Genomic DNA, 17,996 nt, shown 5'->3' on the forward strand with positions numbered 1-17,996 from the left:
GCGGGGACCGGCCGGTGTCGGTGGTGGCGTGGGAGGCGGCCCGCCGGGAGCGCCGGAGCGCGGGCGGCTGCCGGAACGCGAGTGTGCGCCGGTCCCTCGTGGTGAGGGGCCGGCGCACGGAGTCTCGGGCCTTCGAGACGGAGCCTCGGGCTCCGGGGCGAGGAAGCTCAGGCCTTCGGGGTGGAGGTGGTCTTCGAGGTGGAGGTGGTCTTCGTGGTGCGACTGTTCTTCCTGGTGGCCTGGGTGGCGATCGCGGGCTCGGCTGCCTCGGAGACCTCCTCCAGCTCCAGGGCCGCCTCGCCGCTCGCCTTGGAGACGACCTTGCGGCCGCGGCTGGCGAACTCCTCGTAGATCTCGACGGCCTTGCCGGTGAACTGGTCGGCGTAGGTGCGGGCCTTCTCCGGGAAGTCCTTGGCGTAGACCTCGGCCTTGTCACCGAAGTCCTTGGCGTAGACCTCGGCCTTGCCGGCGAACAGCCTGGCCTTCTCGGGGAGGTCCCTGGCGGCCTCGCGGATCTCCTCGCGGCGGCTCTGCAGCTTCTGGATCTGCTCCGGGAGCTCGCGGAGCTTCTCGACGGCGAAGTCGCCGGCGCCGGCGACGGCGTAGAACGGCTTGGACTCGGCGAGCTTCTTGACTTCGGTGGCGAGAGTCATGGGTTAACCTTCCTTGGTTTCCGGTGTGACGTGGCTGCTGTCCGAAGGCGCCGCATAGGGCTTGAGCGCGGCGAGATATTCCTCGGGCAGTGGCGTCTCGCCGTTCGGCGAGGAGTCGGCGTCGCCCCCATGGGGCTCCGGTGCGGAACGCGTTTTCTGGGAGGTCTGCGCGTCTCCGTCCGGGGTCCCGGCCCGGTTCTCCTTGCGGAACGACTCGTAGATGTCGATGAGCACCTGGCGCTGACGCTCGGTGATGAGATGGTCGGCCCTGATCGCGGTCAGCACGTCGCTGTCCGGCTCACGGTCTTCGATGAGACCGGCCTGGACGTAGAGCGCCTGCGAGGAGATGTGCAGGCCCTTGGCGATCTGGTTCAGGATCTCCGCGCTGGGCTTGCGCAACCCCCGCTCGATCTGGCTGAGGTAGGGGTTGGAGACCCCAGCCGCGGCGGCGAGCTGGCGCAGGGAGATCTTCGCCTGCGTGCGCTGCTCGCGGATGTATTCGCCGATCGAGCCGACCTTGGGTAGTGCCATGCCTCCAGTCTGCCCGACAGTGCTTGCAATTGCAAACGCAGCGGCTAACGGTTGCAAGCACTGGGTGGGGTCAGTGCGGGACCAGCCAGAGCAGCGGGGCCGAGACCGTGAGGGTGACGGAGAAGGCGACGATGCTGTAGCGGACCCCGCGTGACAGGCAGGGACCCGGGGTGACGAGGCGCTCGACCCGGGCCATCACCGCCGCCGACGAGCTCGCCGCGCCCAGCGCCCCGTTCGGGGTCGGCACGGCGCCCGCCGTACCGAAGCGGAGCAGGGCGGTGGCCAGGCGGCGGGGGGAGCAGTAGCGGCGGGCGACGTCGTCGGCGGCCATCTCCACCAGCAGGCTGACCTCGTACTGCACGGTCGCGACGAGTCTCGACCAGGGCAGCGCCCGGCGCAGCGCGGCGAACGGCAGCAGCACCAGGTCGTGCCGCTCGCGGACGTGGGCGGCCTCGTGGGCGAGCACCGCGCTCAGCTCGGCGGGGGAGAGCAGCTTCAGGGTGCCCGCGCTGACGACGACCTGGGAGCGGAGGCCGGGCACGCAGTAGGCGGTGGCGCCCGGGTGGTCGAGCACCCGCACACCGGGGACCTCGGGGTCCTCGCGGGCGATGAGGGCGAGCAGGGTGCGGTGGCGGTGGCGGGCGCGGAAGGTCTGCACGCCCGCGGTCAGGAGCACCACGACGAGCACGGCGAATGCGGTCAGCCCGGTGATGAGGGCCACGATCCTCGGCAGATCGTAGGGTTCGGGCGGGCCGTACCCGCCGTCGAAGGCGGCCGAGGCGAAGGCGGCCAGACCGTGCAGCACCCCTTGGCCGTAGGGCTCCAGGGCGTAGGCGAGCAGCGCGCCGGTCCCGGCCAGGCCCCAGGTGACGCCGAGCGCCTGCCACAGGACGATGGCCACGTGCGGGGCACGGTAAGTCCACCGCGCCCGCGTGAACCGCCAGGCTCCGACCGCGCAGACCAGGGCGAGTGTCGCCAGGGCTGCCGCGGTTATCACTCGTCCTCCAGCTCCGTCAGGGCTCTGCGCAGGATCTCCGCCTCGTTGCCGGAGACGGCCTGGGCGAATCGGGTAAGGGCGGCCGACCGGTCTCCGGTCAGGTCGAGTGCTTCCAGCATAAGCTCAGCGATGTATGCGTCGCGGCTCTCGGCCGGTTCGTACCGCCAGGCGCGCCCGTCACGGGTCCGTAGCAGGAACCCCTTGCGGGTCAACCGGTCGAGCACGGTCATCACGGTCGTGGGCGCGAGATCCCGGTCGGCGATCAGACGCCCGACCTCGCGCGCGGTCACCGCGGATGGCTGTGCCCAGATGATGTCCATGATGCTGCGTTCAAGCTCGCCGAGACCCTTCACGAGAACAAGCCTAACTCCCGCACCACGAGGGGTAGTACTACGGGTTGTCGAGTCTGGCCGGTCGCAGGCGCGGAGCGGGCGGGGGCGGGATCCGACGAGGTGGCCGGCCGTCGCGTAGGGTCGAATCATCATGGAGATCAGACTGGTCCGGGGGGACATCACCGAGCAGGCCGTCGACGCCGTGGTGAACGCGGCGAACTCCTCCCTGCTGGGCGGCGGAGGCGTGGACGGGGCCATCCACCGCCGCGGCGGCCCGGAGATCCTCCAGGAGTGCCGGGCGCTGCGGGCGTCGCACTACGGCGCGGGACTGCGCACCGGACAGGCGGTCGCCACCACTGCGGGCAGGCTCCCCGCCCGCTGGGTGATCCACACCGTCGGCCCGGTCCACTCGGCCGCCGAGGACCGCTCGGAGCTGCTCGCCTCGTGCTACCGCGAGTCGCTGCGGGTCGCCGACGAGCTGGGCGCCGCGACCGTGGCCTTCCCCGCGATCTCCACCGGCGTCTACGGCTGGCCGATGGACGACGGCGCCCGCATCGCGCTGTCCACCGTACGGCGGGCGTCCACGAGCGTCGTCGAGGTCAGGTTCGTGCTGTTCGACGCGGTGGCCCACGCCGTCTTCGAGCGGGCGCTCGGCTAGCCGCACCCGACCTCCGCGGTCAGTACGGCCGGCGCCGCCGGAGGGCGCCCGCCCCGGCCTCCGGGAGAAGGCCCCTCAGAGGGACTTCACCATGTAGATCTCGTCGCGGTCGTCGCCGGGGGCGAGCCGGATGGCCCTGGGGATGCGGCCGGCCTCGACGTATCCCAGCCCCGCGTAGAAGCGCTCGGTCCCGGTGCCGCCGCGGACGGTCAGGTGTAGCGCCTCGACGCCCAGGGCGCGGGCGGCGGCGTCCGCGGCCTCCATGAGCCGGGACCCGTAGCCCCTGCCCTGGTGCTTGGGGTGGACCATCACGCGCAGCACCCAGCGCCAGTGGGCCCGCAGCCAGGACCCGGCGTCGCCCAGGACCAGCCAGCAGGCCACCCGGCCCTCGGCGTCGAACCCGGCCACCAGGTGATCGTCGTCACCGCAGCGGGCGAACGCGGCCTCGGCCGTCGCCCGGATGTCGTCGGCGGTGACCGGGGGGACGAAGCCGACGGATCCGCCCGCGTTGCTCACGTCGGTCCAGCAGTCGACGAGCTCGTCGATCAGCTCGGGGGTGAGCTCGGGGTCAGTTACAAAACGCAATTCAGGCATGGAACCGACCCTAATCGGACCGGCTGACAGGGCCGGGGGCGACGGCCTCCCAGGGGAGAGTGAGCTCGCCCAGTCGCCAGCGCGACCGGCCGCCGAGCGGGGGGAGCGCCGCCACCGGCCAGGTCCCGGAGAGCATCCGCACGGCGGCGATCCAGCGCTGGCGGGAGCCGTAGGACCCCAGGGGGGCGTTGACCGCCCAGGCGTGGTCGAAGTCGCGCAGGAAGGCATGGACGGGCTCGCCGGGGACGTTGCGGTGGATCAGCGTCTTGGGCAGGCGGTCGGCGAGGTCGGAGGGGCGCTCGAAGGCGTCGAACCGGGCGGAGAGGGTCAGGGTCCGCGGGCCGGAGGCGTCGAGCCCGGCCCAGACCGCGCGGTGGCCCACCTCCGAGCAGGTGCCCTCGACGATCACCCCGCCCGGGGCGATCCTCCCCCGCAGCATCGCCCAGTAGTCCCACGCCTCGGCCTCGCCGTACTGTCTGAGCACGTTGAAGGCCCGGACCAGCAGGGGCGGCCGGCTCACCGGCAGCTCGAAGCCGCCGAGCGCGAAGGACAGCCCGGGGCGCTCGTACGGCTTGGCCGCGGCCACCCTGGCCGGGTCGATCTCGATGCCGACGACCTCGACCGAGGGGCAGACCCTCCGCAGCCGCAGGAACAGCTCCAGGGTCGTGGTGTGCGAGGCCCCGTACCCCAGGTCGACCACCAGCGGGCGGTCCGCCGAGCGCAGGAGGCGGCCGTGGACGGCGGCGATCCACCGGTCGGCCCGCCGTAGCCGGTTGTGGCCCGTCGTCCCCCGGGTGATCTCGCCGACCGGTCTGCGCACGGTCAGACGCGGTGGATCTTGTGCTGGGCGGCCTGGGCGCGGGGGCGGATGACCAGGCGGTCGATGTTCACGTGGGCGGGGCGGGTGACGCACCACGAGATGGCGTCGGCCACGTCGTCGGCCGACAGCGGGCCGGGGACACCCTGGTAGACGCGGTCGGCGGCGGCGGAGTCGCCCCGGAAGCGGTTGAGGGAGAACTCCTCGGTGTGGACCATGCCGGGGGCGACCTCGACCACCCGGACCGGCTGGCCGCACAGCTCCAGCCGTAGCACCTCGGCCATCGAGGTCTGGGCGTGCTTGGCCGCGTTGTAGCCGCCGCCGCCCTCGTAGGAGACCAGCCCGGCGACCGAGGTCAGCATCACCAGCACGCCGTCACCGGACTCGACGAGGCGGGGCAGCAGCGCCTGGGTGACGCGGAGCGAACCGAGCACGTTGGTGTCGTACATCATCTGCCAGTCGGCCACGTCCCCGCTCGCCACCGGCTCCAGGCCGACCGCGCCGCCGGCGTTGTTGACCAGCACGTCGCAGCGGTCCAGGGAGGCGGCGAGCTCGTCGACCGACTCCTGCGAGGTCACGTCCAGCGTCACCGCGCGGATCCCGGGCACCTCGGCGGACAGCTTGTCCAGCCGCTCCCGGCGCCGCGCGCCGGCCACCACGTCGAACCCCTCCGCGGCGAGGCGGCGTGCCGTCGCCTCGCCGATCCCGCTGCTGGCGCCCGTCACCACTGCTGTCCTGTTCATGGCCCCCAATCCTGCCAGGGCCGCCTGCCGTCCATCCCAGCGCGTCCACATGACGGGAATGTTGCGAACTATTGGGTGGTTATATCCCCCTCGGAGGTGGTGTCGGTGAGGCGACGGCGGGTCAACCGGGTCGCGACGATCAGCATGCACACGTCCCCCCTGGACCAGCCGGGGACCGGAGACGCGGGCGGCATGAACGTCTACATCGTGGAGGCGGCCAAACGTCTGGCCCAGCTCGGGGTGGAGGTCGAGATCTTCACCCGGCAGACGTCCCGTGACCTTCCGCCGGTCGCCGAGATCACCCCGGGGGTGTCGGTCCGCCACGTGACCGCCGGGCCGTACGAGGAGCTCGACAAGGGCGACCTGCCCGGCCAGCTCTGCGGCTTCCTGTCGGGCGTGCTGCGCACCGAGGCCATGTACGACCCCGGCCGCTACGACGTGATCCACTCCCACTACTGGTTGTCCGGCCAGGTGGGCTGGCTGGCCAAGGAACGCTGGGGCGTGCCGCTGGTGCACACCATGCACACCATGGCCAAGGTGAAGAACCTCCTGCTCGCCGAGGACGACAGGCCCGAGCCGACCGCCCGCGTGCTGGGCGAGGAGCAGGTCGTCCAGGTGGCCGACCGGCTGGTGGCCAACACCCCGACCGAGGCCCAGGAGCTCATCGACCTGTACGGCGCCGCCCCCGGCCGCGTCGAGGTCGTCAACCCCGGAGTGAACCTCAGCGTCTTCCAGCCCGCGTCCAAAGGCGCTGCCCGCCACCGGCTCGACCTGCCGCAGGACGCACACGTGCTGCTGTTCGTGGGACGCGTGCAGCCGCTCAAGGCCCCCGACGTGCTGCTGCGCGCCGCGGCCCGGATGCTCATCGACGACCCCTCGCTCCGGCCGAGGCTCGTCGTCGTCTGTGTCGGCGGCCCCAGCGGCAACGGCCTGGCCCGGCCCTCCTACCTCACCGACGTGGCCGCCTCGCTGGGCATCTCCGACGTGGTCAGGATCGTCCCGCCGGCGCCCCAGCAGGAGCTGGCCGACTGGTACCGCGCGGCCGACGTGACGGTGGTCCCCTCGCACAACGAGTCGTTCGGTCTGGTCGCCCTGGAGTCCCAGGCGTGCGGCACGCCGGTCGCCGCCGCCTCCGTGGGAGGGCTGCGCACCGCCGTGCGCGACGGCGTCTCCGGGGTGCTCGTCGAGGGGCACGACCCGCACGACTGGGCGCGGGTGCTCAGCCGGTTCGTCCACCGTCCGGCCTGGCGCGACACGCTCTCGACGGGGGCGGTGGCCCAGGCCGCGGCCTTCGGCTGGTCGGCCACCGCGGCCCGGCTCGCCGAGGTGTACGCGGGGGCGATGGCGAACCTGCACCACACCCCGATCGCGGTCAACTCGTAGCGGGCACCGGCCGGGGCCGGCGCGCGGAGGGCGGTGCGCGCCGGCCGGGGGAGCCTCGTAGGCTGAGCGCATGCGCGATGTGATCGAGGCGGCGCTGAAGGGCGCGGAGGTCTCCTACGAGGAGCCCCGGCCGGGATCCTTCCTGGTGAAGCTCCCCGGCCAGCACAAACTCGCGACCATGACGTGGCTGATCCTGGGGAGCCGGGCCCTGCACGTGGAGGCGTTCTTCTGCCGCCAGCCCGACGAGAACCACGCCGAGTTCTACCGCTGGCTGCTGACCAAGAACGGCTCCACGTACGGCGTGCACTTCGCCCTCGACCCGGTCGGCGACGTCTACCTGGTCGGCCGCGTCCCGCTGGCGGCGATCTCGGAGGAGGAGATCGACCGGCTGCTCGGCTGCGTGCTCACCTACTCCGACGAGGGCTTCGACCGGGCGCTGGAGCTGGGCTTCGCCTCCTCGATCCGGCGGGAGTGGGAGTGGCGCGCCAAGCGCGGCGAGTCGCTCGCCAACCTCCAGGCGTTCGCCCGGTTCGCCGACCCCGAGCGCTGAACGGGCCGCCCACTAAGCTGTCCGTATGGCGACTTTGGTGCTGCTGCGGCATGGTGAGAGCGAGTGGAACGCTAAGGGTCTGTTCACCGGATGGGTGGACGCGGGGCTCTCGGCCAAGGGCGAGGAGGAGGCGCGGCGCGGCGGGCAGCTGCTGCTCGACGCCGGAGTGCGGCCCGACGTGGTGCACACCTCGGTGCTGACCCGGGCCATCCAGACCGCCAACCTCGCGCTCGGCGCCGCCGACCTGCTCTGGCTGCCGGTCACCCGGTCGTGGCGGCTCAACGAGCGCCACTACGGCGCGCTGCAGGGCAAGGACAAGGCGCAGACCCGCGCCGAGTTCGGCGACGAGCAGTTCATGCTCTGGCGCCGCTCCTACGACACCCCGCCGCCTCCGATCGCCGACGACGACGAGTTCTCGCAGCTCGGCGACGCGCGCTACGCGTCGCTCCCGAACGAGCTGCTGCCGAGGACCGAGTGCCTCAAGGACGTCGTCGAGCGCATGCTCCCCTACTGGTACGACCAGATCGTGCCGGACCTGTCGGCGGGCCGGACCGTCCTGGTCGTCGCGCACGGCAACTCCCTGCGGGCGCTGGTCAAGCACCTCGACGGGATCGGCGACGACGAGATCGCCGCTCTCAACATCCCCACCGGCATCCCGCTCCGCTACGAGCTGGACGACGACTTCCGGCCGGTCGCCAAGGGCGGCCTGTACCTCGACCCCGAGGCCGCCGCGGCCGCCATCGAGGCCGTGGCCAACCAGGGCAAGTAGGCCGCACGGCGGGCGGGCCCGCGCGGAGCGGGCGACAGAGGCGCGAGACGCGACAGAGACGGAGAAGGGCCCGCCGGTCGGCGGGCCCTTCTCCTCTTGTCTTTTCTGGGCTTCTCGGGGTTCTCGGGGCGGTTTCTCGGGATGGTCGGGCTGTAGGAGCGGTCGGGGCTTTCCGGGTCTCCCGGGGGCTCCCACCGGGGCTCAGCGGGCCCCCGCGGCTCCGGGAGGCGGCCCCGGGGGGCTCACAGAGCGTCGAGGTCCTGTGTCCGGGAGCCGGTCACCAGGTAGACCACGTCCTGGGCGACGCGGACCGCGTGGTCGGCGTAGCGCTCGTAGTAACGGCCGATCAGCGTCACGTCGATGGCCGGCTCGACGCCGTACTTCCAGTCCTCGTCCATCAGGATCTTGAACAGCCTGCGGTGCAGCCTGTCCATCGCGTCGTCGTCGCCTTCGAGCTCCAGGGCCGACTCCACGTCGCGCGAGGCGATGCAGCTGCCCGTCTTGGTGATCAGGCGTTCGGCGATCTGGCCCATCTCCAGGATGGTGGAGCGGATCTCCGGGGGGATCGCCGAGTCCGGGTGGCGCAGCCGGGCGACCTTGGCGACGTGCTCGGCCAGGTCGCCCATCCGCTCCAGGTCGGTGCCCATCCGCAGGGCCACGATGATCATCCGGAGGTCCACGGCCACCGGCTGCTGCCGGGCCATCAGATCGAAGATCGACGCCTCGATCTCCGCGAAGATCCGGTCGACCTCCTCGTCATGGGAGATGACGCTCTCCGCGAGCTGGAGGTCGGAGTCGAGCAGGGCGGTGGTGGCCCGGGAGATCGCCGACCTCACCAGACGGGTCATCTCGACCAGCCGGTCTGTGAGGGCATCGAGTTCTTCGTGGTAGACGTCGCGCATGAGCCTCAACGTACGCGCGCGACAGTGAACGAACCTCGACCGTAAAGTGAACTTTGTGGGAAAGGCGACGGTCGCGCCCTCGTGAGCTGCCTGAACGGTTGAACCCGCGCCTACCATCAAGGGCGTGAAGCCGACAGGAGGACCACGTGAGTGAGCTGATGGCGAGTCTGGCCGCGCTGGCCGGCTTCGTCGTGGGAGCGCTGGCCGTGATGGTCGTCCGCCATAACGTGGGCCAGCGACGGGTGATGACGCCGGTGGACGGCGTCGAGCCCGGTGCGCTGCCCCAGGGTGTCGCCTCGGTGCTGGCCGTGCTGCCGTCCTCGGCGGTCGTGCTCGACAAAGAAGACCGGGTGCTGCGGGCCAGTTCGGCCGCGCGGGCGTTCGGCCTGGTCAGAGGTGACCACATGATGGCGGCCGAACTGCTCGCGCTGGCCAGGCAGGTGCGCAGGGACGGCGAGATCCGCGAGAGCGAGATCGAGGTGGCCGGGCACAAGTTCGGCCAGGAGTCGACCAACTTCGCGGTCAGGGTCGCCCCGCTGGGGTCGCACGGCCAGGTGCTCGTGCTCGCCGAGGACCAGACCGAGCACCGCCGCGTCGAGGCGGTCCGCCGCGACTTCGTCGCCAACGTGAGCCACGAGCTCAAGACGCCGGTGGGCGCGCTGTCGCTGCTGGCCGAGACCATCCAGGACGCCGCCGACGACCCCGAGGCGGTCACCCGCTTCGCCGGGCGCATGCAGCACGAGGCCGCCCGCCTCACCTACCTGGTCCAGGACCTCATCACGCTCTCCAGGATCCAGGGAGCCGAGCCCATCCCCACCCCGGGGCCGGTCCCGATCGACGAGGCCGTGCACGAGGCCATCGACCGCTGCAACACCACGGCGGCGGCCAAGGACATCACGCTCGTCGCCGGCGGCGCCGAGGGGCTGCAGGTCTGGGGTGACGACGAGCTCCTGGTCACCGCGCTGCGCAACCTCATCGACAACGCGGTCGCCTACAGCCCCGAGCACACCCGGGTCGTGGTCAGCGCGCGCGCGGCGGGCGCCCACACCGAATCCGTCGAGATCAGCGTGAGCGACCAGGGGATCGGCATCCCCGAGAGCGCGCAGGAGCGGATCTTCGAGCGCTTCTTCCGCGTCGACGCCGCCCGCTCGCGCGCCACCGGCGGCACGGGCCTCGGCCTGGCCATCGTCAAGCACGTCGCCGCCGCCCACAACGGCGCGGTCACGGTGTGGAGCAAGGAAGGCTCGGGCTCCACCTTCACTCTCCGCCTGCCCGCATTCGGCGGCATGGCGGTAGCCGTACCCGGTACCACCACCATCCCCCTGGAGGCCGCGCAGTGACTCGCGTGCTTGTTGTCGAGGACGAGGAGTCGTTCTCCGACGCCCTGTCGTACATGCTGCGCAAGGAGGGCTTCGAGGTCGCGGTCGCGGCCACCGGCCCCGAGGCGTTGGACACCTTCGACCGTAACGGCGCCGACCTGGTGCTGCTCGACCTGATGCTGCCGGGCCTGCCCGGCACCGAGGTCTGCCGCTCCCTCCGCCAGCGCTCCAACGTCCCCGTCATCATGCTCACCGCGAAGGACAGCGAGATCGACAAGGTCGTCGGGCTGGAGCTCGGCGCCGACGACTACGTGACCAAGCCGTTCTCCTCAAGGGAGCTGGTGGCCCGCATCCGCGCGGTGCTGCGCCGTCAGGGGGACGTGGAGGAGGTGGAGTCGGCCGTGCTGGCCGCCGGGCCGGTCCGGATGGACGTGGACCGGCACATCGTCGCGGTCCGCGGCCAGCAGGTGCAGCTCCCCCTGAAGGAGTTCGAGCTGCTGGAGGTCCTGCTGCGCAACGCCGGCCGGGTGCTCACCCGCGGCCAGCTCATCGACCGGGTCTGGGGCGCCGACTACGTGGGCGACACCAAGACCCTGGACGTGCACGTCAAGCGGCTGCGCGCCAAGGTCGAGTCCGACCCTTCCAACCCGCGCTGCATCCTCACCGTCCGCGGGCTGGGCTACAAGTTCGACCCCGCCGAGGACTGAGAGCCTCCGCCGGGGGGCTTCCGGACACGGAGGGCCTCCCGGACATGGAAAAGGGGGGTGTACGGCCCGCGGGCCGCACACCCCCCTCCTGTCTGTCCGAGGGCCTCACGCCTTGTCTGAGGCCCTCACACGCGCGTGCGGGCGGGCCCCCCTTCGGGACCGGCCCCCGGCGTGCCGGGCTGCTCAGTGGTCGCCCTCGGCGTGCTCCTCGGTGGCGGAGGGCGTCGGCGTCGGCGTCGGGGCCGCGGTGGCGCCCGGAGCCTGCGGGAGCTGGGCGAACTCACGGCTGCGGGTGATGACCGGGATGTTGAGGGGGATGAGGCCCGCGTTGGCGAACTGCAGCTGCACCGGGATGCTCTCACCGCCCCGGAGCGGCTTCTTGAGCCCCTCGATCGTGATCGTGGGCGCGGGCTTGCCCACGCTCACGCGCTGCTCGACGGGGAGGTCGACCGCCGCGGTGACCTTGGCGGTGCCGAGGGCGGGGTCGACGCCGATGCCGAGGAGCCGGTCGGGGCCCTGGTTGGTGTTCACCACCGACAGGTAGAGCGGCGTCGTGCCGCCGGCCGGCAGTGCCGCGCCGGAGTCGGGGCCCAGGAAGAAGGCCTGGGAGATGTCGATCCCCTGGACCTTGACGGTGAGCGCCTCGGTCGGGGAGTAGGGCTTGTTGGTAATCGCGTCGAATCCGGCCCCACAGCCGGCCAGGACCGGGGCGGCTGCGAGGAACGCGGCGGCGGCGATCGCCCAGTGACGGCTGTTGCGGGTCACGGTGCGAGTTCTCCTTGTCACACAAGAGGTAGGGCAGAGCCAACCCTATCCGTGGTCTTTGCCGGGTTTTCCGGCGGCCCACCTGATCGTCGGGAGGCGGGGAGCGCAGGTCATAGGCGCTTTTCTCACCCTTGATTCATACAGGCGAGCGCTTGTCAAGCCTTAAAATGCCGCTTTGACCTGCAGTTATGGTGATTTCACTGTTCCGGGAGGCTGTGGATACGTGGTACTCTTGAGTACAGCGGAAGGGGTACTTGTCACATGACTTTCCAGGTCGGCGACACTGTCGTCTACCCCCACCACGGGGCTGCTCGGATCGAGGCAATCACGACCCGGACCATCAAGGGTGAGGAAAGGACCTACCTGGTTCTCAAGGTCGACAAGGGCGACCTTACCGTCCAGGTGCCGGCTGACAACGCCGAACTCGTGGGTGTTCGCGATGTCGTCGGCCAAGAAGGCCTTGAGCGCGTTTTCGACGTGCTTCGCATGCCTCACACCGAAGAGCCCACGAACTGGTCCCGCCGCTACAAGGCCAACCTGGAGAAGCTGGCGTCCGGTGACGTCAACAAGGTGGCCGAGGTCGTTCGCGACCTGTGGCGACGAGACAAGGAACGCGGGCTCTCCGCAGGAGAGAAGCGGATGCTGGCCAAGGCCCGGCAGATCCTGGTCAGCGAGCTCGCGCTCGCCGAGAAGACCAACGAGGACAAGGCCGAAGCCCTGCTCGACGAGGTTCTCAACTCCTGAACACGACATTTCCACGGGTGGGCGTCGGAGTCGACGTCCACCCGTTCGCATCCGGCCGAGAGCTGCATCTCGCGGGCCTGCACTGGCCCGGCGAGACGGGCCTCGCCGGTCACTCCGACGGCGACGCCGCCGCCCACGCCGCCTGTGACGCGCTGCTGTCGGCGGCGGGTCTCGGCGATCTCGGCGGCCTGTTCGGCACCTCCGATCCCCGATGGGCAGGGGCCTCCGGCACCGCCCTGCTGGAGGAGACCGCCCGGAAGGTCCGCGCCGCCGGTTTCGAGATCGGCAACGTGGCCGTCCAGGTGATCGGGAACCGGCCGAAGCTGGCGCCCCGCCGTACGGAGGCCGAGAAGGCCCTCAGCGCGGCCGTGGGCGCCCCGGTGAGCGTCAGCGCCACCACGACCGACGGCCTGGGGCTCACCGGGCGTGGCGAGGGCGTGGCGGCCATGGCGACCGCGATTGTGGTGAACCTGCGGCCGGGTTCAGGCGTCATCTAATACGGAACGCGAAAGCGTTCCGGCGGGCGGCGTGGAATGCTCGTCGACACATTCAGGTGGTGGCCCGTTTACTGGCGCGGTACGGGCCACCCCTTTTTTATCGAATGATCTGTGAATGCCCTGGGTAGCTCCCTATTGACCATGTCTCGTCACCGGGGGAGCAAGGCATGATTGGATCGATTATTTCCGCGATCGTCATCGGGGCCATCGTCGGAGCACTGGCACGTCTTATCATTCCGGGCCGGCAGAACCTCTCGATAGGGGTGACGCTCGTCGTCGGAATCGTCGCCGCGCTCGTCGGCACGCTCATCGCCGCCCTGCTCGGCATCGCCAACACGCGGGGGATCGACTGGTGGGAGCACATCATCCAGCTCGCGCTGGCGGTGCTCGGCGTGCTGCTCGTCGTCCAGATGCGCGCCGGCAAGGCACGCTGAGCCGAAATTTTGCCGTCTCCAGGAATATCCCTGACCTAGGGGGTAGCCACCTTCTTGTGAGAGTGAAGGGCTCACCTCACTTCACTGGGAGGTTGATATGACTATCGAGTCCATCCTCGGGGCCATCGTCATCGGCGCCGTCATCGGCGCAATCGGTCGTCTCCTGCTTCCCGGTAGGCAGGCGATCGGATGGATCCTGACCATCGTCGTCGGCATCGTCGCCGCTCTCATCGGTACCGCGATCGCCCAGGTCCTCGGCGTCGCGACCACCAACGGCATCGACTGGATCGAGCTCGTCATGCAGGTCGTCCTGGCGATCGTCGGTGTCGGCCTGGTCGCCGGGCTGAAGCGGTCCAGGGTATAGACAGCGGGGTGAACCATCCCGACGACCTCACCGAGGTCCCAACTGAACGCCCTCCGGTCCGGAGGCGGACGCGGTGACGCCCACGACGTCCCCGTCCTCCAGCAAGGCCCGCTCGGTCCCGTCAGACATGCCGAGCGGGTCCCGGCCGTTCCAGGTCGGCCCGGGAGACATGCCGGTCCGGCTGCCGGCCGATCCCGGCACGGGCCCGGAGGTGAGCAGAGCGCCGGTCCGCAGCGGGGCGCCGCTCACCGATGTGTGAGCGAATAGCTGCGGGCCGGTCCAGCACCGGGCGGAGAACGCCGGCCGGGACACGGCCGGCTCCACCCGCGACGATGACGCCCGGCCTCGGACCCGGTCTCCGGGCAGGGCGGCGGGAGATCCCGGGGAGTGGCCCTGTCCGGGCCGTCTCCGGCCGTGGGGGGGGGGGGGGGGGGGGGGCCCCCCCCCCCCCCCCCCCCCCCCCCCCCCCCCCCCCCCCCACGGCCGGCACCCCCGCACCGCCCAACGTTGACGCCCCGCCGTACCGGCCGGCGGACACCACGCTGAGGCCCTGCCGTACGGCCGGCGGGTATCCCGCTGAGGCCCTGCCGTACGGCCGGCGGGCATCCCGAGACGCCCTGCCGTACCGGCCGGCGGGTATCCCGCTGAGGCCCTGCCGTACGGCCGGCGGGCACTCCGAGACGCCCTGCCGTACCGGTCCACGGGCACTCCGAGACACCCCCGCGCCCGCCTGGTCCCCGTCGGGGTCAGGGGGTGGTGCGGGCCGCCGGGATCAGGCCCCCACTCTTCCGGTGGCATGGGCGTGGAGCACGGTCGGGGCAGGTTTTCACTCCTCCGGTGGCGTGGGCGTGCTGCGCATCCGCCCGGAGGGCGGCGCGGCCGCGTCCCCGCCCTTCCCGCCTTTCTCGTCCTTCTCGTCCTTCTCGTTCTTCCCGTCTGCTCCGTGCCCGGCCGCCGTCTCCGTGTCGTCCTCGTCGTGCGGACCGGGCACGTCGGCCGTCGCCGCGGCGCCCTCCTCATGGTCGGCGGCCTCGGTGCCGTGCGCGGGATCCGGGTCTGGGTCCGGGTCCGGGTCCGGGTCCGGGTCAGAGGACTGGGCGGAGGATCGGGAAGGGGACCGCTCTCCGGGTATCGCGCGGATCGGCTGGGTATCGGCGTCGAGGTCGCCGACCTCGGCCTCCGGCTCCCGCGCGGGCTCCACACCCGCGTCCCAGGTCTCCACCCGCTCGCTGACCCGGCTCTCGGGCTCGGGCTGCTCCGGTACGGCGGGGCGGGGCGGGTGGACGAGCAGATCTCCCTGGCGTGGCCGGACCAGATCGCCCCAGCGCATGGGCTTGGCGGGTCCGGGAGCCGGGGCGGGGACGCCGGGGGCCTCCGCAAGCTCGTCGACCTCGGGGGTCTCCGGCGCGGGGGTGGGGCCGACCACCGGCTCGGTGGGCGGGAGGTCGTGGTGCGGGACGGACTCCAGCGGAGGGGCGGCCTGCGGGTCGAGCGCGACCTCGGCCGAGGGATGCTGACCGGGCTGGACCGGGCGGGCGGGTTGGGCGGACTGGTCCGGCTGGGCCGGCGGTGCGGGCCGCGTCCGGGCGGACCGGTCCGGCTGGGCCGGGTATTCCGCGGTCGGCAGGTCCGCCTCCGGGAACGGCACGATGTCACGGCCGTGGCCCGCCGACGCCGCGTCGGCGGCGGTCCGCCGGGCGGCGGCGTGCTTGATCAGCAGGAGCCAGAGCCACAGGGCCAGGAGCAGCATCACCCATGGGGCGACGGCCACCACCACGGCCGCCTGCCGGGCGTCCACCGTGGCCCGTACGGCCGTGGTCACCTCGGCGGCGGCCGCGGCGGCGAACAGCAGCGTCAGGACCACCCCCGCCTGCAGGCGGACCAGCCACCGCCCGCCCCGCAGCAGCAGCACCCCGATCATCGCGATGGCGAGCAGCGCGTCGAAGGCCGCCGGATAGAGGTAGTCGAAGCGCGGGTCGGCCTCGCCGGCGAGGGCGAGGGCGCGCAGGTCCTGGAAGGAGAGCACGCACGCGGCGGCGGTGAGCCCGGCCACGCCGACTCCGGCGACGGCGATCCCGGCGCGGCGCAGGGCCACGGCGGCCCGGCTCGGCTCGGCGGGCTGGGACGGGGTGGGGGACGGGCGGGAGACCGAGCCTGCCGCCGCGGGGGATTTGACGTCCATGGCGCTTCGAGCCTACAGAATCGGCACCTGGCATGATCGATGGAGCCAAGTTGGGATTGGGGAGAGACATGCCAGAACTGTCCGCTGATGTGCGCACGCTTTTCGACGGGGCGAACTTCGCCACCGTGACGAGCCTGAACGCCGACGGCAGCCCGCAGGCGAGCGTGGTCTGGGTGAAGACCGATGGTGACGACATCGTGTTCTCCACGGTCAGGGGGCGGCGCAAGGACCGCAATTTCGCGCGTGACCCGCGGACCACGATCGTGGTCGTCGACCACGCCAACCCCTACCGTTACGCGGAGGTGCGCGGCAAGGTCACGGTGACCGAGGACCCCACCGGCGGGCTCATCGACGAGCTGTCGCACAAATACACCGGCAAGTCCTGGGCGGAGGCGCACCCGGGAGCCGAGCGGCTGATCGTGCGCGTCATACCCGAGCGGGTCTACCTGCGCGGATGATCCGTCGCGGGCGCCGGACGCGGCCGATCCGTCAAGGGACCAGGGGTGAGCCGTCGAGACGCCGGGGCCTGATCCGTCATGAGGCCGGGGTGGCATTCGCCGTTAATGACTACAAAAGACACCCCTGGGCAACTTCAACGTCTCGTAACCCGGCTTATGAGGTGAGGTAAGGCGTTAGCCTTTCCTTCGTGAGCCTGCACCTATACGACACCAGCGTACGTACGGTCCGCGAATTCGTCCCGGTCGAGCCCGGCCGGGCGTCGATCTACCTGTGTGGCGCGACCGTGCAGGCTCCCCCGCATATCGGGCACATCCGCTCCGGCGTCAACTTCGACGTGCTGCGCCGCTGGATGACCCGTTCGGGCTACGAGGTGACCTTCTGCCGGAACGTCACCGACATCGACGACAAGATCATCAGAGTCGCGGCGGACGAGGGCGTGCCCTGGTTCGTCGTCGCCGAGCGTAACCAGCGCGCCTTCACCTGGGCCTACGAGGTGCTCGGCTGCCTGCCGCCGACCGTCGAGCCGAGGGCCACCGGCCACGTGCCCGAGATGATCGAGCTGATGGAGCGGCTGATCGCCGCCGGCCACGCCTACGCCGCCGAGGGCGACGTCTACTTCGACGTGATGTCCTACGCCGACCGCTACGGCTCGCTGTCCAACCAGCGGCTCGAGAACCTGCGGGCCGCCGGTGACACCGACACCGACACGTGCAAGCGGGACCCGCGTGACTTCGCGCTGTGGAAGGGCGAGAAGCCCGGCGAGCCGACCTGGCCGACCCCGTGGGGCCGTGGCCGTCCCGGCTGGCACCTCGAATGCTCCGCCATGGCGACGAAATACCTCGGGGGGACCTTCGACATCCACGGCGGCGGCGTCGACCTGATCTTCCCGCACCACGAGAACGAGCTGACCCAGTCGCAGGCCGCCGGTGACGGCTTCGCCCGCTACTGGATGCACAACGGCATGCTCAAGATCGGCGCGGAGAAGATGAGCAAGTCGCTCGGCAACTCCCTGCTGATCCCCGAGGTGACCAAGAAGGTCCGCCCGGTCGAGCTCCGCTACTACCTCGCGGCCCCCCACTACCGCTCGTCCATCGACTACTCCGAGGAGGCGCTGGCCGAGGCCGCCGCGGCCTACCAGCGCATCGAGGGCTTCGTCACCCGTGCGGCCGAGGTCATCCACGACGTCGACGCGCACGCGCCGCTGCCCCAGGCGTTCGTGGACGCGCTCGACGACGACCTGGGCACCCCGCAGGCGCTCGCCGTGGTGCACGAGGTGGTCCGCGAGGGCAACGTCGCGCTGGCGCAGGGCAACAAGGAACAGGTCGCCAGGTTGCTGGCCGAGACGCAGAACATGCTCGACGTGCTCGGGCTGGACCCGCGCTCGGAGCAGTGGCGCTCCTCGGGCGGGGACGCGGGCCTGCGCTCGACGGTGGACGCGCTGGTCAGCGTGGCCCTGGAGCAGCGTCAGGCGGCCCGCAGCCGCAAGGACTTCGCCGCGGCCGACAGCATCCGCGACCGGCTCGCCGGAGCCGGGATCCTCGTGGAGGACACCCCCCAGGGTCCTCGCTGGGAGCTTTCGCGGTAAAAGCAGGCCGT

22 protein-coding genes are annotated in these 17,996 nt (G+C 71.4%); 12 read left to right on the top strand and 10 right to left on the bottom strand.

Annotation, left to right across the window (positions count from 1 at the left end; all coding sequences use genetic code 11):
- Positions 1 to 167: 167 nt before the first annotated feature.
- The 4 genes from ACZ6R6_RS24660 to ACZ6R6_RS24675 form a co-directional block, all read right to left on the bottom strand.
- On the bottom strand, positions 168 to 653 hold the full coding sequence (locus tag ACZ6R6_RS24660; RefSeq protein ID WP_470096981.1) for a hypothetical protein: 486 nt from the start codon (positions 651 to 653) through the stop codon (positions 168 to 170).
- A gap of 3 nt (positions 654 to 656) precedes the next feature.
- Positions 657 to 1,184, bottom strand: a complete 528-nt coding sequence (locus ACZ6R6_RS24665) for a helix-turn-helix domain-containing protein (RefSeq protein WP_470096983.1) — start codon at positions 1,182 to 1,184, stop codon at positions 657 to 659.
- A 70-nt stretch (positions 1,185 to 1,254) separates the two neighbouring features.
- Entirely contained in the window at positions 1,255 to 2,181 is a 927-nt protein-coding gene (locus tag ACZ6R6_RS24670) for a M56 family metallopeptidase (protein WP_470096985.1), read from the bottom strand.
- Positions 2,178 to 2,534: a BlaI/MecI/CopY family transcriptional regulator gene (locus ACZ6R6_RS24675; protein ID WP_451927670.1), complete on the bottom strand. Its 357-nt coding sequence runs from the start codon at positions 2,532 to 2,534 to the stop codon at positions 2,178 to 2,180. Before ACZ6R6_RS24675 ends, ACZ6R6_RS24670 begins: the two co-directional genes overlap by 4 nt.
- A 130-nt stretch (positions 2,535 to 2,664) precedes the next feature.
- Between ACZ6R6_RS24675 and ACZ6R6_RS24680 the strand changes: the two genes are divergently transcribed.
- Positions 2,665 to 3,171, top strand: coding sequence for an O-acetyl-ADP-ribose deacetylase (locus ACZ6R6_RS24680; protein WP_470096987.1), 507 nt, complete (start codon positions 2,665 to 2,667; stop codon positions 3,169 to 3,171).
- A gap of 75 nt (positions 3,172 to 3,246) precedes the next feature.
- Here the strand turns inward: ACZ6R6_RS24680 and ACZ6R6_RS24685 are convergent, their stop codons facing one another.
- The 3 genes from ACZ6R6_RS24685 to ACZ6R6_RS24695 are packed head-to-tail and all read right to left on the bottom strand — an operon-like array spanning position 3,247 to position 5,325.
- On the bottom strand, positions 3,247 to 3,765 hold the full coding sequence (locus ACZ6R6_RS24685) for a GNAT family N-acetyltransferase (protein ID WP_470096989.1): 519 nt from the start codon (positions 3,763 to 3,765) through the stop codon (positions 3,247 to 3,249).
- 10 nt (positions 3,766 to 3,775) lie between these two features.
- Entirely contained in the window at positions 3,776 to 4,585 is an 810-nt protein-coding gene (locus ACZ6R6_RS24690; RefSeq protein WP_470096991.1) for a class I SAM-dependent methyltransferase, read from the bottom strand.
- Between the two features lie 2 nt (positions 4,586 to 4,587).
- Entirely contained in the window at positions 4,588 to 5,325 is a 738-nt protein-coding gene (locus tag ACZ6R6_RS24695) for an SDR family oxidoreductase (protein WP_306859842.1), read from the bottom strand.
- A 99-nt stretch (positions 5,326 to 5,424) separates the two neighbouring features.
- Here ACZ6R6_RS24695 and mshA point away from each other — a divergent pair, with 99 nt between their 5' ends.
- The 3 genes from mshA to ACZ6R6_RS24710 all read left to right on the top strand — a co-directional run bounded on the left by mshA (position 5,425) and on the right by ACZ6R6_RS24710 (position 8,027).
- Entirely contained in the window at positions 5,425 to 6,708 is a 1,284-nt protein-coding gene (gene mshA / locus ACZ6R6_RS24700) for a D-inositol-3-phosphate glycosyltransferase (RefSeq protein WP_470096993.1), read from the top strand.
- Between the two features lie 70 nt (positions 6,709 to 6,778).
- A complete protein-coding gene (locus ACZ6R6_RS24705; RefSeq protein ID WP_470096995.1) occupies positions 6,779 to 7,258 on the top strand; it encodes a type III secretion system chaperone family protein in 480 nt (159 codons plus the stop codon).
- A gap of 25 nt (positions 7,259 to 7,283) precedes the next feature.
- Positions 7,284 to 8,027 (top strand): phosphoglyceromutase, encoded by a 744-nt coding sequence (locus ACZ6R6_RS24710; RefSeq protein WP_306859836.1) that lies wholly within the window; start codon positions 7,284 to 7,286, stop codon positions 8,025 to 8,027.
- Between the two features lie 242 nt (positions 8,028 to 8,269).
- Here ACZ6R6_RS24710 and phoU read toward each other — a convergent pair whose 3' ends face one another.
- Positions 8,270 to 8,929 carry a phosphate signaling complex protein PhoU gene (phoU, locus tag ACZ6R6_RS24715; RefSeq protein WP_470096998.1) on the bottom strand — a complete coding sequence of 220 codons (660 nt, stop codon included), beginning with the start codon at positions 8,927 to 8,929 and terminating at the stop codon, positions 8,270 to 8,272.
- Between the two features lie 158 nt (positions 8,930 to 9,087).
- On the opposite strand from phoU, the gene ACZ6R6_RS24720 reads away from it, so the two are divergent.
- Positions 9,088 to 10,269 carry a sensor histidine kinase gene (locus ACZ6R6_RS24720; protein ID WP_470097203.1) on the top strand — a complete coding sequence of 394 codons (1,182 nt, stop codon included), beginning with the start codon at positions 9,088 to 9,090 and terminating at the stop codon, positions 10,267 to 10,269.
- Positions 10,270 to 10,274: 5 nt separating this feature from the next.
- Positions 10,275 to 10,955, top strand: a complete 681-nt coding sequence (locus ACZ6R6_RS24725) for a response regulator (RefSeq protein WP_470097000.1) — start codon at positions 10,275 to 10,277, stop codon at positions 10,953 to 10,955.
- Between the two features lie 183 nt (positions 10,956 to 11,138).
- On the opposite strand, the gene ACZ6R6_RS24730 is transcribed toward ACZ6R6_RS24725, so the two are convergent.
- A complete protein-coding gene (locus ACZ6R6_RS24730) occupies positions 11,139 to 11,720 on the bottom strand; it encodes a copper chaperone PCu(A)C domain-containing protein (protein WP_470097002.1) in 582 nt (193 codons plus the stop codon).
- Between the two features lie 261 nt (positions 11,721 to 11,981).
- Between ACZ6R6_RS24730 and ACZ6R6_RS24735 the strand changes: the two genes are divergently transcribed.
- The 4 genes from ACZ6R6_RS24735 to ACZ6R6_RS24750 all read left to right on the top strand — a co-directional run bounded on the left by ACZ6R6_RS24735 (position 11,982) and on the right by ACZ6R6_RS24750 (position 13,759).
- A complete protein-coding gene (locus tag ACZ6R6_RS24735; RefSeq protein WP_012887713.1) occupies positions 11,982 to 12,464 on the top strand; it encodes a CarD family transcriptional regulator in 483 nt (160 codons plus the stop codon).
- 17 nt (positions 12,465 to 12,481) lie between these two features.
- Positions 12,482 to 12,961: a 2-C-methyl-D-erythritol 2,4-cyclodiphosphate synthase gene (gene ispF / locus ACZ6R6_RS24740; RefSeq protein WP_470097004.1), complete on the top strand. Its 480-nt coding sequence runs from the start codon at positions 12,482 to 12,484 to the stop codon at positions 12,959 to 12,961.
- A 167-nt stretch (positions 12,962 to 13,128) separates the two neighbouring features.
- The gene (locus ACZ6R6_RS24745; protein WP_306859822.1) at positions 13,129 to 13,395 is read left to right on the top strand and encodes a GlsB/YeaQ/YmgE family stress response membrane protein; all 267 of its coding nucleotides are present in this window, start codon (positions 13,129 to 13,131) and stop codon (positions 13,393 to 13,395) included.
- A 97-nt stretch (positions 13,396 to 13,492) separates the two neighbouring features.
- The gene (locus ACZ6R6_RS24750; RefSeq protein ID WP_189792333.1) at positions 13,493 to 13,759 is read left to right on the top strand and encodes a GlsB/YeaQ/YmgE family stress response membrane protein; all 267 of its coding nucleotides are present in this window, start codon (positions 13,493 to 13,495) and stop codon (positions 13,757 to 13,759) included.
- Between the two features lie 826 nt (positions 13,760 to 14,585).
- On the opposite strand, the gene ACZ6R6_RS24755 is transcribed toward ACZ6R6_RS24750, so the two are convergent.
- Positions 14,586 to 15,941: a DUF2637 domain-containing protein gene (locus ACZ6R6_RS24755; RefSeq protein ID WP_470097007.1), complete on the bottom strand. Its 1,356-nt coding sequence runs from the start codon at positions 15,939 to 15,941 to the stop codon at positions 14,586 to 14,588.
- A gap of 68 nt (positions 15,942 to 16,009) precedes the next feature.
- On the opposite strand from ACZ6R6_RS24755, the gene ACZ6R6_RS24760 reads away from it, so the two are divergent.
- Complete coding sequence (locus ACZ6R6_RS24760; RefSeq protein WP_470097009.1) at positions 16,010 to 16,399, top strand: PPOX class F420-dependent oxidoreductase; 390 nt, start codon at positions 16,010 to 16,012, stop codon at positions 16,397 to 16,399.
- Positions 16,400 to 16,587: 188 nt separating this feature from the next.
- Positions 16,588 to 17,985, top strand: a complete 1,398-nt coding sequence (gene cysS, locus ACZ6R6_RS24765) for a cysteine--tRNA ligase (protein ID WP_470097011.1) — start codon at positions 16,588 to 16,590, stop codon at positions 17,983 to 17,985.
- Positions 17,986 to 17,996: the final 11 nt, after the last annotated feature.

It is taken from the genome of Streptosporangium sp. NPDC048886 (assembly GCF_055586905.1).